The sequence below is a fragment of the Sinorhizobium sp. 7-81 genome (assembly GCF_030124405.1).
Classification (GTDB): Bacteria; Pseudomonadota; Alphaproteobacteria; order Rhizobiales; family Rhizobiaceae; genus Sinorhizobium; species Sinorhizobium psoraleae.
Genome location: NZ_JASKLT010000004.1, coordinates 1 through 13,012 on the forward strand (window position 1 = coordinate 1; position 13,012 = coordinate 13,012).

General features: G+C 63.9%; 16 protein-coding genes. 7 read left to right on the top strand and 9 right to left on the bottom strand.

Features of this window, described 5'->3' with window-relative positions; all coding sequences use genetic code 11:
- Both QN224_RS15910 and QN224_RS15915 read left to right on the top strand, forming a co-directional pair.
- On the top strand, positions 1–509 hold a 509-nt coding region (locus QN224_RS15910; RefSeq protein WP_283977494.1), incomplete at its 5' end, for a hypothetical protein.
- Positions 510–808: 299 nt separating this feature from the next.
- On the top strand, positions 809–1,564 hold the full coding sequence (locus QN224_RS15915) for a thermonuclease family protein (RefSeq protein WP_283977495.1): 756 nt from the start codon (positions 809–811) through the stop codon (positions 1,562–1,564).
- A 7-nt stretch (positions 1,565–1,571) separates the two neighbouring features.
- On the opposite strand, the gene QN224_RS15920 is transcribed toward QN224_RS15915, so the two are convergent.
- From QN224_RS15920 to QN224_RS15935, 4 genes are all read right to left on the bottom strand, one after another.
- On the bottom strand, positions 1,572–2,456 hold the full coding sequence (locus QN224_RS15920; RefSeq protein ID WP_283977790.1) for an aminoglycoside phosphotransferase family protein: 885 nt from the start codon (positions 2,454–2,456) through the stop codon (positions 1,572–1,574).
- Positions 2,457–2,578: 122 nt separating this feature from the next.
- Positions 2,579–3,847, bottom strand: a complete 1,269-nt coding sequence (locus tag QN224_RS15925; RefSeq protein WP_283977496.1) for an NAD(P)/FAD-dependent oxidoreductase — start codon at positions 3,845–3,847, stop codon at positions 2,579–2,581.
- Positions 3,848–3,952: 105 nt separating this feature from the next.
- A complete protein-coding gene (locus tag QN224_RS15930; protein ID WP_283977497.1) occupies positions 3,953–4,618 on the bottom strand; it encodes an SOS response-associated peptidase in 666 nt (221 codons plus the stop codon).
- 118 nt (positions 4,619–4,736) lie between these two features.
- On the bottom strand, positions 4,737–5,201 hold the full coding sequence (locus tag QN224_RS15935) for an Lrp/AsnC family transcriptional regulator (protein ID WP_173509918.1): 465 nt from the start codon (positions 5,199–5,201) through the stop codon (positions 4,737–4,739).
- A 225-nt stretch (positions 5,202–5,426) separates the two neighbouring features.
- On the opposite strand from QN224_RS15935, the gene QN224_RS15940 reads away from it, so the two are divergent.
- Positions 5,427–6,146 carry an aspartate/glutamate racemase family protein gene (locus QN224_RS15940; RefSeq protein ID WP_283977498.1) on the top strand — a complete coding sequence of 240 codons (720 nt, stop codon included), beginning with the start codon at positions 5,427–5,429 and terminating at the stop codon, positions 6,144–6,146.
- Positions 6,147–6,522: 376 nt separating this feature from the next.
- On the opposite strand, the gene QN224_RS15945 is transcribed toward QN224_RS15940, so the two are convergent.
- Positions 6,523–6,927, bottom strand: coding sequence for a helix-turn-helix domain-containing protein (locus QN224_RS15945; protein ID WP_173509916.1), 405 nt, complete (start codon positions 6,925–6,927; stop codon positions 6,523–6,525).
- A 152-nt stretch (positions 6,928–7,079) separates the two neighbouring features.
- Between QN224_RS15945 and QN224_RS15950 the strand changes: the two genes are divergently transcribed.
- Positions 7,080–7,967, top strand: a complete 888-nt coding sequence (locus tag QN224_RS15950) for an NmrA family NAD(P)-binding protein (protein ID WP_283977499.1) — start codon at positions 7,080–7,082, stop codon at positions 7,965–7,967.
- A gap of 170 nt (positions 7,968–8,137) precedes the next feature.
- Complete coding sequence (locus QN224_RS15955) at positions 8,138–8,749, top strand: 2-hydroxychromene-2-carboxylate isomerase (RefSeq protein ID WP_283977500.1); 612 nt, start codon at positions 8,138–8,140, stop codon at positions 8,747–8,749.
- Positions 8,750–8,859: 110 nt separating this feature from the next.
- On the opposite strand, the gene QN224_RS15960 is transcribed toward QN224_RS15955, so the two are convergent.
- The 4 genes from QN224_RS15960 to QN224_RS15975 form a co-directional block, all read right to left on the bottom strand.
- Entirely contained in the window at positions 8,860–9,357 is a 498-nt protein-coding gene (locus QN224_RS15960; RefSeq protein WP_283977791.1) for a DoxX family protein, read from the bottom strand.
- A gap of 135 nt (positions 9,358–9,492) precedes the next feature.
- A complete protein-coding gene (locus QN224_RS15965; RefSeq protein WP_283977501.1) occupies positions 9,493–10,284 on the bottom strand; it encodes a DNA-binding domain-containing protein in 792 nt (263 codons plus the stop codon).
- Positions 10,271–11,200, bottom strand: a complete 930-nt coding sequence (locus tag QN224_RS15970; RefSeq protein ID WP_283977502.1) for a DUF692 domain-containing protein — start codon at positions 11,198–11,200, stop codon at positions 10,271–10,273. Before QN224_RS15970 ends, QN224_RS15965 begins: the two co-directional genes overlap by 14 nt.
- A 51-nt stretch (positions 11,201–11,251) precedes the next feature.
- Complete coding sequence (locus QN224_RS15975; protein ID WP_173509911.1) at positions 11,252–11,575, bottom strand: DUF2282 domain-containing protein; 324 nt, start codon at positions 11,573–11,575, stop codon at positions 11,252–11,254.
- A 253-nt stretch (positions 11,576–11,828) separates the two neighbouring features.
- On the opposite strand from QN224_RS15975, the gene QN224_RS15980 reads away from it, so the two are divergent.
- Positions 11,829–12,362 carry a sigma-70 family RNA polymerase sigma factor gene (locus QN224_RS15980; protein WP_173509910.1) on the top strand — a complete coding sequence of 178 codons (534 nt, stop codon included), beginning with the start codon at positions 11,829–11,831 and terminating at the stop codon, positions 12,360–12,362.
- A 1-nt stretch (position 12,363) separates the two neighbouring features.
- On the top strand, positions 12,364–13,002 hold the full coding sequence (locus tag QN224_RS15985; RefSeq protein ID WP_283977503.1) for an NrsF family protein: 639 nt from the start codon (positions 12,364–12,366) through the stop codon (positions 13,000–13,002).
- The last annotated feature ends 10 nt before the right edge of the window (positions 13,003–13,012 follow it).

Here is a 13,012-nt window from a genome sequence, read left to right on the forward strand (position 1 = left end):
ACAATGGCGGCGGCGGCGACAACGGCGGCGGCGGCGACAACGGCGGCGGCGGCGACAACGGCGGCGGCGGCGACAACGGCGGCGGCGGTGACAACGGCGGCGGTAAAGGCGGCGACAAGACCCCCGGAAAGGGCGGTGACAAGCCTGGCGGCAAGAAGGCTGGCGGCAAGAATGCCGGCGAAAAGGGTGGCGATAAGGCCAGCGGTAAGGCCGGTGACAAGGTCGACGGCAAGAAGGCTGGCGGCAAGAAGGCTGACGGCAAGAAGGCCGATGGCAAGAAAGCTGGCGGCAAGAAGGCTGACGGCAAGAAGGCTGACGGCAAGAAGGCCGGTGGCAAGAAAGCTGGCGGCAAGAAGGCTGACGGCAAGAAGGCTGACGGCAAGAAGGCCGGTGGCAAGAAAGCTGGCGGCAAGAAGGCTGGCGACCTCCGAAAAGCCAACAATGGCAAAGGCGACGGTGGCGGTGACGGAATTCCCGGCAGATCCAGGCATACCGACCGCAACCGTTGACGCGTGCGTGGCGCGTTTGAAGGAACGCGCCATACAGCCTGCACATTAAAAAAGCGCGCGCGGCAGGGATTTCTGCCGCCATTGGCGGGTTCTCGTGGCCATCATGCGACTGCAAAGACGCACGGCGGCAAGGGCCCGTCTTCCTTTTCCGGACTCCCTCTCCGATGATAACGCCGATACCGGCGGAAGGCCGCGCAGCCGTCGCCCCTCCGCCATTGACCCGTTTCCAGCGGCCCTGATGGCAACCTTTCAGCAACCCCTCGTGCCGATAATGCCCCGGCAATCGAGGACCGAATCGGATGGCCAAAACGAGTTCAAAGAGGCGCAAGCGCGGCGCAAGCCGGAAGGGTAATCGCGGCGGCATGGCGCCCTGGTACATCGCGGCCGTCCTGATGATTGGCGGCATCGCAGCCTATGACCACCGGGCGAAACTCCCGGACCTGCCCGGCGCCTCCGAAGTGGTCGCCATGCTTTCGCCGCGGGAGACGAAGACGAAGCCGGTAAGTGCACAGGCGCGGCCGAAAGAGCATACCGGCTCGATCGGCAGGAACCCGGCGCTTGCGCGCCACGCCCCGATCGCCAGGAAGCAGGAGCTCGTCCCCCCGGCCCCGGTCGGCAGAACACCGGCGCTTGCTCCGCCGGCTCCGATCGGGCGGCCGATGGAACAGCCGACGCCCCGGTTTGCGGATTCCAACACGTTCTATTTCTGCGGTATTCGCAACGACAACTGCGTTGTCGATGGCGATACTTTCCTCTTCGAGGGCGAGAAGATCGTGATCGCCGATATCGATGCTCCGGAGACGAAGGAGGCCAAATGCGAGGCGGAACGCGCGCGTGGCTTCTATGCCAAGCAGCGGCTGCGCGAGTTGCTGAATGCCGGCAAATTCACGCTCGTCGCGTCGAAGGGCGGCGGCAACGAAGGTGGAAGCCCGCATCTGGTGATGCGCAACGGAACGTCACTTGGCGATGTCCTGGTCTCCGAGGGGCTCGTGCGCAAACGGGCCGGACAAGCTTCCTCCTGGTGCGGCCGCTCCGTCGCTCGCGTCTCCGGCTGAGAACCTGTTAGCCGTGGCGTTCGTGATCCGCGAGCACCGCCTCGATCACGCGCCGCGACTTTTCCACTTCAAGGCGATCGGTACCCGGAAGTTCGGCAAGGACGATAAGCGCCTTCCAGAGCGTCCAGCCGCGGCCGCGTGCCCAGGTCGCCTTGTCGAGCGGCAGCGCGGCGCGGAACGCCTCCCGGCTTTCTCCGTGGAAAAAGGTCCAGGCGACCGAAAGGTCGCATGAAGGATCGCCGACGCCGGAGGTGCCGAAGTCGATCACCGCGCTCAACCGCCCATTCTCGACCAGAAGATTGCCGGAACTGACGTCGCCGTGAAACCAGACCGGCGCGCCGTGCCACGTCGCGGCAAGCGCTGCTTCCCACACCGCGCGTGCCGCGTCCGTATCGATTCTTCCCTCGAGGGCAACGAGCGCCCGGCGCGTTTCCGCGTCATAGACGGCCAGCGGACCGCCCCGGAAAAAATTGTGCTGCCCCGGCGCCGGCCCGTCGGTTGCGTCGATCTCCCGGAGCGCCACGAGGAAACGTGCGAGTGTCGCCGCGAAAGCGCTGAGATCCGCGACAGGTGCATGGGTCGCGATCTCGCCTTCGCGCCACTCGTAAACCGACCAGGGCCAGGGATAACCCTCGCCCGCCCGTCCCACTGCCAGGGGCACGGGAATGGGCAGCGGCAGGCGCGGCGCCAGGATCGGCAGCCAGCGCTGCTCTTTTTCGACTTGAAGTGCATAGGGCGCGGCGCTCGGCAGCCGCACCGTCATGTGCCTGCCCAGATGAAAGGTCCGATTGTCCCATCCGTCGAACTCGACTGGCCTGATCGGAAGATCCGCCCACTCGGGAAATTGCGCGGCGATCAGTCGGCCGACGAGAGATGCGTCGATGCTTAGCATACCCAAAGTTGCATCCGAAATCGAAAGATAGCAACCTTCTAGAGCATGCGAGGGAAAAGTGCAAAACGGCGTTCCGCCAGCACACCGCTGCCGCGTGCCGATCCGCTATGGCCTTGCCGCCGCTATCCCTCCTCGCGCAACGTCTCCTTCTGGGTGATCAGCCGGGCGCTATGCTGGCCGCTGAGATAGATCCACAGCCAGCTCCAGGCGACGACGAAGCGGCTTCGCGTGCCGATCAGGAAGTAAATGTGGGCAATGCCCCAAATCCACCAGGCGAGCGCGCCCTTGAGCTTGATCCTGCCGAAGTCGATGATGGCGGCGCGCTTGCCGATCGTGGCGAGGCTCCCCTGATGGCGGTAGCGGAACGGACCCGGTGCCGGCTTGCCTTCGAGCCGGGCGCGGATGATCCGGGCAACGAAGGCGCCCTGCTGCTTGGCGGCGGGCGCGATGCCCGGCACCGGCTTGCCCGCCTCCCAAACGACCGAGGCCGTGTCGCCGATGACGAAAACATCGGGCAGCCCCGGTGCGGTGAGATCCTTTTCCACGACGGCGCGGCCGGCGCGGTCCGCCTGGATGCCGAGCCACCGGGCAGCAGGCGAGGCCTGGACGCCGGCGGCCCAGACGAGCGTGCGACTCGGCACGAAGCTCTCGCCGATCAACACCCCCTCATCCGTGCAGTCGGTAACGGGAACGCCCGTGCGCACCTCGACGCCGAGCTTTGCGAGTTCACCGCCCGCATAGGCGGACAGGTCTTCGGTGAAGGCGGGAAGAATGCGCGGCCCCGCCTCGACGAGCACGACGCGTGCCTTGCGCGTGTCTATGCGGCGGAATTCGCCGGGCAGCGTCCGGTGCGCCATTTCGGCGATGATGCCGGCGAGTTCCACGCCGGTTGGTCCTGCGCCGATCACCGTGAAGGTCAGCAGCGCATTGCGTTTCTCCGGATCCTCTTCGACCTCCGCTCGCTCGAAAGCGAGAAGCACGCGGCGGCGGATGGTCGTCGCGTCCTCCAGCGTCTTCAGCCCCGGCGCCACCGAAGCCCATTCGTCATGGCCGAAATAGGCATGCGTCGCGCCGGTCGCGAGCACCAGCGTGTCGTAAGGGACCGAGCTGCCGCTCGTCAGGATCACGCTCTTGTTAGCCGGATCGACGCCCACGACCTCCCCGAGCAGCGTCGTCACCTCCGGCCGGTCGCGATAAAGGTTGCGGATGGGCCACGCGATCTCCGAGGTCGCCAGCAGCGTCGTTGCAACCTGGTAGAGCAACGGCTGGAAGAGATGGTGGTTGCGCTTGTCAATCAGCGTTATCCGGACTGGCGCGCCGCGAAGGTCGTTGACGAGCTGCAGCCCTCCGAAACCTCCACCGACGACGACGAGATGATGGTTGTCGTGCATGACTTTCACACCGCTCTCTCAAGACACTCGACAAACCCTCCACCTTTGTCCGGCCCGACGCAACCACACGTTCGGCATGGCTCCGTTGCAAACTTGGCGCAGCGGTCAGCGCACGTCGATTCCTGGGTCGCCCTCAAACTTTGACGAATTGATCTCGCGCGAGACGCGGTGAAATTGCAGGGCGTCGCCAAGATTGCGGCTGATAAGCGCCTTGGCGTCGGCGACGGCGGTGTCGGCCGAGAGCCATTCATCATAGACCGCCGGATCGAGAATGACCGGTTGCCGGTCATGCAGCGTCTTGACCGGATCAGTTGCGGGCATTGTCAGGATCGTAAAGCTGGTGATGTCGAGCGTCTTGTTCCGCGCCCATACGCCGGCGAAGGAAAATGGCGCACGATCCGGCAGATGAATAAACCAAGGATCCCTTCCGCCGTCGTCGCCCGCGGTCCATTCGTAAAAGCCGTCCGCCGGGATCAGGCAGCGCTTCAATTTGAAGGCATCGCGGAAGGCGGGTTTCGTATCCGCCTCCTCCGTGCGAGCGTTGAACATCGCCGCCTTCGGTATTTCCTTTGCCCAGAACATCACCAGCCACCAGCGGCCGTCCTCCAAGACCTGTTTGCCTTCCCTGTCATTGTGGACGAAGGGCACGGTATCGGTCGGGGCGATGTTGTAGCGCGGCTCAGTGTTGCGGCCGTAATATTCCTCAAGCGTGAGACGGTAGAGCGCGATCAATTCGGGCCATGTCATCATATTGGTGAAGCGTCCGCACATCGACCTTCCTCCGCGTCGACAAACTGCTCGTTTCCTTAAATCGTATTCGATTTAAGGATAAAAACATGCAGCACTTCAAAGTGCTACCGAGAACGCCGCGTCCGGCAATAGGGGCCGCCTACTCTGCATAACCGACCGGCACGGCCGTGCCGCTTTTCAAGACTTCCATGGAAATGGACGCGGAAACGTCGAAGAGTTCCACCTTGCGCACGATCTGCTTGTAGACGACGTCGTAATGCTCGACGCGCGGCAGCACGATCTTGACGATGTAGTCGTAATTGCCGGTCAGCCGGTGCGCCTCGACGATCTCGGGAATATCGCTGATTGCGCGCCGGAATATTTCGATCCATTCATCGGAATGATGCGCGGTCTTGATGAGCGCGAAGACCGTGGTCGGCACGCCCATCCTTTCCCGGTCGAGCACGACGATGCGTCGTGCGATGTAACCCGCCTCCTCCAGTCGCTGGATGCGGCGCGAGCAGGCGGAAAGCGACAGGTTTACGCGCTCCGCGAGGTCGCTCATCGCCGCACTGCCATCCTCTTGCAGAAGCGCCAGCAGCTTCCGGTCTCTCTCATCCAACACGCCAGTGACTCCTCGCTGCTGATCCAGTTGACGCCAATAATTTGCAGAAAATGCGACAGTGGCACAAATTTTATGCGCCTGTTTCCCCAAATCTCTTCATCAAAGCAAACACATCCGGTCAAAGCCGCGCCATACTTTTAACAATGGAACGGGATCAGAAGGTGGCAACGCGGCATCTTCGGCGTTCCGGAATTGATGTCTGTTCAAGAACAAGGGAACCTCTCCATGGAAATGCGCAAGATCGGCCTTATCGGCGGCATGAGCTTCGAGAGCTCGGCGGTCTACTACCGCATGGTCAACGAGGCCGTGCGCGAGCGCCTGGGCGCCCTGCATTCGGCCGAAGTGCTGCTTCACTCCGTGGATTTCCAGAAGATCGTCGACCTGCAGAAGGCAGGCCGTTGGGAGGACGCAGCAGAGCGCCTGTCCGAGGTCGCACGCGGGCTCAAGGCCGGCGGTGCGCAATGCGTGCTGATCTGCACCAACACCATGCATTTGATTGCCGACCAGGTGCAGGCCTCGGTCGACGTGCCGCTGATCAACATAATCGACGAGACCGCGGCGCGGCTGAAGGCCGCCGGCAGCCGCAGGCCGCTGCTGCTTGCCACGCGCTACACGATGGAGCACGGCTTTTATGCCGAGCGCATGAAAGGGCACGGCATCGACTTGATGGTGCCGGACGCGGACGGCCGCACCTTGACCCACAACGTCATCTTCGACGAGCTTTGCGCCGGCAAGGTGCTGGAGTCGTCGCGCACGGCGCTGGTCGCGCTCATCGAGAAGGCCAAGGCCGAAGGCGCCGACGCGGTCATTCTCGGCTGCACCGAAATCTGCCTCATCCTCGACCCCGCCAACCTGCCGCTTCCCGGCTTCGATTCCACCGCCATCCATGCCGACGCGGCGGTCGAATTCGCCCTCGGCGGTGAGGCGGTGAGCTGCGCCGCGTAAGGCTGCGGCACTCGGCTGCTGGCTGCATGCGGTCCTCAGTCGGCTAAAGGCAGAGTAGAATTGCTACGCCTGAACAGAGCGGCAGTCTCCCGCGCCCAAGGACTTGGGCGCACTGGATTCCTGTGACAAGCACAGGAATGAGGCTGTCGTTTGAGCTGTGCACGGCAAAGTCAATTGAGTTGATGCGCGCGTGTTATCCGGCGACGCCCAACGATGGCAGCGAGCTCTGGGTTGCTGTCAGCCCACCAGCGGCTAACCATGCACCCCTCATTCCTGTGCTCGTCACAGGAATCCAGCCACGGCGCGTCCGCGCCGGCTTTCAGCGAATGCGGCGCGGCCGAGGCAACGCTGAGCAAAACAAGATCGTCCTCACCGCTCAAGCCACCGCGTCATACTCCGCCCGCGCCTTGCGGATCGCGTCGTGATTCTGGAGCGACCAGTCGACGAACAGTTTGAGCGGCACGAGAAACGACCGGCCGAGCTCCGTCAGAGCATATTCCACGCTCGGCGGCTGCGTCGGATAGACCGTGCGGCTCAGATAGCCGTCGCGCTGCAGGTCGCGCAGCGTCTGCGTCAGCATCCGCTGCGAAATGTCCGGGATCAGCCGCCGGAGTTCCGAGAAGCGCAAGGGGCCATCGGCGAGCGACAGGATCATCAGCGAATTCCACTTACCGCCGATATTGTCCATCACGTCGCGCACGGGACAGTTGGCCATATCCATCGGCACGCCGCACACCATCACCACCCGCTTGCCCTTCACCGCGCCCGTCGCCCTGTTCATGGCGGTACCCTTTCCGTAACCACAGCAGGAAAAACTGCCTCCTTTACAGCTCTTAGCAGATTACGACATAAGAGCAACTCTCAAAAAGAGACCAGCATCCCGCGTGAGCCAAAACGTCTCAGGCGAGCTGAAAGCGAAAGGAAAGGAAGAACATGTCCGAAACATTGCTCGTGACCGGCGCCGCAGGCCAGCTCGGCAAGCTCGTGCTCGATGCGCTGCTCGCCTCCGGCAAGGCGAGGCCCGCCGATATCATCGCGACCAGCCGTGATACCTCGAAGCTCGCCGATTACGCCGCGAAGGGCGTGCAGACCCGCGCCGCCGACTTCGACGACCCGGCATCGCTCGGAGAGGCTTTCGCCGGCGCCGACCGGATTCTCATCATCTCGACCGACACGCTGAACCAGCCGGGCAAGCGGCTGCAGCAGCATCTGAACGCCGTCGCCGCCGCCAGGAAGGCCGGCGCCAAGCATATCCTCTACACCTCGATGCCGAACCCCGAAACCTCGGTCATTCCCTTCGCCTCCGATCACCTAGGCACCGAGAACGCCATCAAGGCGACCGGCATTCCCTACACCATCCTCAGGAACGGCTGGTACATGGAAAACCTCTTCATGGCCCTGCCGCACGCGCTTGAGACCGGGCAGTGGTTCTCCTCCGCCGGCGCCGGCCGTCTCGCCCATATCGCCCGCAGCGACGCGGCGGAAGCCGCGGCAGCGGCACTCCTCTCCGGCTCCGCGGAAAGCCGCACCTACACCCTGACCGGCGCCGGACTGCACTCGACCGACGAGATCGCCGCGCTCGTCGCCAGCACCACAGGCAAGAAGCTCGAGGTCGTCCACATTTCCGACGAAGCGCGCGCCGGCGGTCTCAAGGGCGCGGGCCTGCCCGACTTCCTGATCCCGATCGTCGTCTCCTTCGACAGCAACACCCGCGAAGGCCATATCGGCATGGTGACCGGCGATTTTGCCGCGCTGACCGGCAAGACCCCCCTTAGCCTTCCCGCATTCCTCGAGGCGAGCAAGGCCGCGCTCGTTCAATAGATCATCCGCACATCAAAGCCCCGGTCGCAACAGGCCGGGGCTTTTTGTCGAAGGCCCGCATTGGCGCGCAGCGTCCAAGCCCTATCTACTTCTCCTGCGTGGATGGTTGGGGGTTGCCCTCCGAAGGCAATCGCGAACATCTGCAGCATGGGGGAGGAAGAGGAAGAGCAATGACGGTACCGATCGACTTCTGGTTTTCGATAGGAAGCCCTTACACCTTTCTCGCTGTCATGCGGCTGCCGGAGGTCGCCGAGAGCGCGGGCGTCGAGGTTCGTTGGAGACCCTTCGACGCTCGCGCGGTCCAGCTTGACGCAAACGACGTTCCCTTCGCCGACAAGCCGCTCAAGGCCGCCTATATGTGGCGCGATATCGAGCGGCGCGCCGCGAAGTTCGGCCTGCCCCTGAGGCTGCCTATCCCCTACCCGCTGCCCGAGTTGGAACAGGCCAACCGCGTTGCCGTACTCGCCGCCGATGAAGGCTGGTGCCCGGCCTATGCGATCGCCACCTACCGCCGCTGGTTCGTCGACCGCGACCCCGCCGGCAGCGAGCCCAACCTCTCGTCGAGCATCAGGGAAGTGGGACAGGACCCCGCCCGCGTGCTGAAGCAGGCAGACTCCGGCGCCGTGGCCGATGCGCTTGACGCCGCGACCAGAGAGGCGAAGGAGATCGGCATCTTCGGCTCGCCCTCCTTTGTCGCCGACGGCGAACTGTTCTGGGGCCACGATCGCCTGGAGGACGCGATCGAATGGCAGCACAATCTGGATCTGGGAAACCCGGGGTGAAGCGTAATCTTCACGGCGCATCGGGTGGCAAGTTGCCCCTCATCCGCTGCCGGCACCTTCTCCCCGCTTGCGGGGAGAAGGTCGCGGCAGCGGGATGAGGGGGTGACCACCTAGCCTTTTCCCCTCCCCGGCCCGAGCCACCAATCCGCCGACAACCTACCCGCACCCCACGTAATGATGCCGAGCGCCATCGCCGCCCAGGTCAGATGAATCGGCCATCCGTCCGGAACGGTGAGCTGTATGACGATTGTCATTGCGAGAAGTCCGAGCGCCACAAGGCGTGTCGCCAGTCCCAGGACAAGGAGCGTCGACAGCAGCACCTCCGCGCAGGCGACCACGAAGGCCGTCACCGCCGGCGCCGGCAAGGGATATGGCCCTCCGGGCAGATGCAACTGGAATTCCGATGTGAAGAGCAGGACGGCCACATCGTTGAGCTGCAGGAAGCCGTCCCATTTGCTTATGCCCGAGCGCCAGAAGGGCACGGCAAGCCCCAGGCGCAAGGCAAGCTGCGCGAGGGACGTCGGCGCGATGGCGGCAATCAGGCCGTCGATCCGGCCGAGCCAGCTTGCCCCGCCCCAGTTTTCGTGTCTTTCGAAGAACTTTGGCATAAGAGTCACCTTCTCATCCTCCCTGGATCACGATGATTTTTGGTCGAATCGACCCAAAATCATAAATGTGATCGATTCTAATGAGTTAGAGCGGGATGCGAGCGGAAAACCGCACACACTTTTCCTCATCCCGCTCTAGCGAACCGCGGCAAAGGCACCGGCCTCAAGCATCACGACGATGGCAGTTGCGAGATCGAATTCCGGACAGCGCGCGCTTGCCGTCGCGGCAGCGCTTCCGAGTGGCTCGCCTGACAGGAGGCTGCCCAGGAAGACATCGGCGCCTGGCGGAAGACGGCGAACCTCCACCTCCAGCGCCGGTCGCGTTACCAGCGCGTTTTCCGGCTCGGTGGCCTCGATGCGACCAACCGGTCCGCTCGCGCGGTTTGCGGCAAAGATCGTCACCGCCGGATAGGCCGACCGGACCATGCGCGTTGACGGGTGCGCCTCGAAGACGGCGTCGCCAAGCGCTTCCGCCGGAAACGACGTCAAGGCATGCGGCGGCAGAGCGGGCGCATCCGCCGCATGATAGGCGTCGAGCCAGGCCCGCTCGACGCGCGCGACGTCGGCGAGCCACGGCATCGATCGCGCATATTCGTAGCGCTCGATGAAGGCGGGAAAGTCCCGGCCGTATTCGAAGAGAAGCGGCGATACAGGCGGCGTTTCACGCACATGAAACCGGGCCATGGCGCGGAAGAAGGTCTCGCCGGTGATGCGCATCGTCGCGGGAAATGCCGCTGCAAGCGCGTCGATCAGGCTGACGGTCACGTTGTTGCGGTAGACGTTGAAGCGCTTGTCGGCGGCTTTGCCCCTTGGTCCGGCGACGAGGGCAGGCGTTGCGCAGCCGGGATCGAGCAGCGCCGGCACGAAGCCTGTCGCGTAATCCAGCTTGCCGGCAAGGTCGTCGGAAATGCTCTCAGCGGCGCGCATGGCTCTTCTCCCGCAGGAAGGCGCCTGCGTGCCGGTCGAGGATCGCTTGAGCCGCCATCGCTTCGGCCTTCAGCACCGGCCAATCCGGAATGGCGCTGTCCCATTCGACGAGCGTCGGAAGCGGACCGCACCGGCTGATCACGATGTCGAAGAGCGTCCAGACCGGATCGGTGACCGGCCCGTCGTGGCTATCGATCAGGAGGAGATCGCCTTCGTCGTCCACTTGCTCTGCATGGCCCGCCAGATGGATCTCGCCGACATGTTCGAGCGGATAATCCGCCAGGTATTCAAGCGCGGAAAATCCGTGATTGGTCGCCGAAACGAAGACATTGTTGACGTCGAGCAGCAGACCGCAGCCGGTGCGCCGGACCAATTCCCGGATGAATGCGGTCTCGCTCATCGTCGATTCCCTGAACAGCACATAAGTCGAGGGGTTCTCGAGCAGTATCGGTCGCTTGATCGTCTCCTGGACCTCATCGAGGTGGTCGGCGACGCGCTGCAGGGTGGCTTCGGTATAGGGCAGCGGCAGAAGGTCGTTGTAATAGGTCGTGTCATGCGTCGACCAAGCCAGATGCTCCGAGACGAGCGCCGGCTCGTATCGCTCGATCAGCCCGGCGAAACGGCCGAGATGGGCCTTATTCAGCGGCTGCGGTCCGCCGATGGACATGCAGACGCCATGAAGCGAAACCGGGTAGTCCTGGCGTATCCGGGTGAGTGCCGCGTGCGGCGGCCCGCCCTCACCCATGTAGTTTTCCGCGTGAACCTCGAAGAAACCGCGGTTGCTTGCCTCATCATCTAGAATGGATGTGAGATGCTGGTGCTTGAAACTGGTGCCTGCCAGTCCGTCGATCCGATGCGCCGGAAACCGGGAGCCTTCCGACGCGCCACGATCCGCGTGAATTGCCAATTTGGCCATCGTCGCCTCCGCTTTCCGGCGCTTGTCTACAGGTGGCTCAGGACAGATTGCTTATGAGGGAAGATCGCGCGTCAGCGGTTCCGGCGAGCCCTTGCGGCCGTCCGGCAGTTGCATCGTCGTGCAGGTGCCGCCATCGACGAACTTCCAGGCATTGCCCTGATAGTCGACCGTCGAGGTCGCCTGGCAGGTGGTGCCCGGGCCGGCCGCGCAATCATTCTGGCCCTTGAGCGCGACGCCGAAGCACTTCTCCTTGCCGGCGTCCATCGCGGCCTTGACCTCGGCTTCCGAAAGCGGCGCGGCGATCGCGAACGACGACACCGCGGCTGCCACCGCACTCGCCAGCATGGCCGCACTTATCGTGGATTTCGTAGACATGATTTCGTCTCCGTGTTGGTTTCCTGGTGTGCTCTCTTCAGGCACACAGAGGCTCGTTCGCACCAACGGGAGATATGTTACATTCGCGTCTACACGCTTTCGTGAGCCCGCGTCCCCTGCCGGATCACGATGAAGAGAGGCCGAGGATACGGGCGGAATACCGCTTTACACGCTTCGTCGTCCCATTTTAGCGAAACCATTGCGGCGGAGATGTAACAAGCGACAAGGACGAGCGAATTGGGAGGAAGCACAGGTGGACGGCGTGGATGAAGGGAGCCTCGCCAGACTTTTCCGTGCGGCGCTCGACGGTGACGAGCGGGCCTATGGCGACTTCCTGCACGAGACCGCGCGCCTCGTTCGCGCCTGGGCGCGGCGCAGGGCGTTCGGCGGTCCTGATCCGGAAGACATCGTCCAGGAAACGCTGCTGGCCATCCATGTGAAGCGCCACACCTGGCGGTGCGACGGGCCGGTGACGCCATGGGTCTACGCGATCGCGAAGCACAAGCTGGTCGATGCTTTGCGACGGCAGGGCCGCCATTCCCGGATCGAGATCGGCGAGTTGGAAGACCGGCTCGCTGCCGAGGAACCGGAAACGGTCAGGGACTGGGAAATCGGCCGAGCGCTCGAAACGCTCACCCCCGGGCAGCGTTCGGTGGTGACGGCAATATCGGTCGAGGGGCGCACGATCGCGGAGACGGCCCGGAGCCTGGACATGAACGAAACCGCAGTTCGCGTCGCGCTTCATCGCGGCCTTGCTGCCATCGCCCGGCGATTTGGACGAGACTGAAATGGAGACACACGAACTCATCAAGGCTCTTGCCGCGGACAGCCGGCGAACCGGCGTGCCGATGAACGCGGCTTGGTGGGGCGCGGTCTTCGCTGCCGTCGTCATTGCCGCAACCGTCTTCGTCGTCCTGCTCGGCCCCCGGGCGGATATTGCCAGCGCCGCGCAGACGCTCCGTTTTCTCTTCAAGTTCGTCGTGACGATCACCCTTGCCGCAAGCGCCTTCGCTCTTCTGCGGATGCTGTCGCGTCCGGAGACGGATCCGCGGGGCCCGCTGCGCTTTCTTGCCATCGCTCCTGCACTCATCCTCGCAGGCGTCGCGATCGAACTCGCCGTCGTGCCCGCCGAAACCTGGTCGAGCAGGCTTGTCGGGACGAACAGCCTGGTTTGCCTGACCTTCATTCCGCTGATCGGGATCGGCCCGCTAGCGCTTCTTTTGCTCGCGCTACGCCACGGCGCCCCGTCCCATCCGGCACTGGCCGGCGCAATGACGGGCCTTGTGGCCGGCGGCATCGCCGCGACGCTTTATGCCTCCCATTGCACGGACGATTCGCCCCTGTTCGTCGTTACCTGGTACACGATCGCGATCGCGATCCTGGCGCTTCTAGGGACTCTCGCCGGCCGCCGCGTCGCCCGTTGGTAGACGAGCGCGC

Bases quoted from the DNA above. Each gene is read 5' to 3' on its own strand.
- QN224_RS15965 (WP_283977501.1), bottom strand. From the start codon at position 10,284: ATGCGCGCCGCTGAGAGCATTTCCGACGACCTTGCCGGCAAGCTGGAT.
- QN224_RS15950 (WP_283977499.1), top strand. From the start codon at position 7,080: ATGTCCGAAACATTGCTCGTGACCGGCGCCGCAGGCCAGCTCGGCAAG.
- QN224_RS15985 (WP_283977503.1), top strand. From the start codon at position 12,364: ATGGAGACACACGAACTCATCAAGGCTCTTGCCGCGGACAGCCGGCGA.
- QN224_RS15915 (WP_283977495.1), top strand. From the start codon at position 809: ATGGCCAAAACGAGTTCAAAGAGGCGCAAGCGCGGCGCAAGCCGGAAG.
- QN224_RS15920 (WP_283977790.1), bottom strand. From the start codon at position 2,456: ATGCTAAGCATCGACGCATCTCTCGTCGGCCGACTGATCGCCGCGCAA.
- QN224_RS15930 (WP_283977497.1), bottom strand. From the start codon at position 4,618: ATGTGCGGACGCTTCACCAATATGATGACATGGCCCGAATTGATCGCG.
- QN224_RS15945 (WP_173509916.1), bottom strand. From the start codon at position 6,927: ATGAACAGGGCGACGGGCGCGGTGAAGGGCAAGCGGGTGGTGATGGTG.
- QN224_RS15955 (WP_283977500.1), top strand. From the start codon at position 8,138: ATGACGGTACCGATCGACTTCTGGTTTTCGATAGGAAGCCCTTACACC.
- QN224_RS15975 (WP_173509911.1), bottom strand. From the start codon at position 11,575: ATGTCTACGAAATCCACGATAAGTGCGGCCATGCTGGCGAGTGCGGTG.
- QN224_RS15970 (WP_283977502.1), bottom strand. From the start codon at position 11,200: ATGGCCAAATTGGCAATTCACGCGGATCGTGGCGCGTCGGAAGGCTCC.
- QN224_RS15925 (WP_283977496.1), bottom strand. From the start codon at position 3,847: ATGCACGACAACCATCATCTCGTCGTCGTCGGTGGAGGTTTCGGAGGG.
- QN224_RS15960 (WP_283977791.1), bottom strand. From the start codon at position 9,357: ATGCCAAAGTTCTTCGAAAGACACGAAAACTGGGGCGGGGCAAGCTGG.
- QN224_RS15940 (WP_283977498.1), top strand. From the start codon at position 5,427: ATGGAAATGCGCAAGATCGGCCTTATCGGCGGCATGAGCTTCGAGAGC.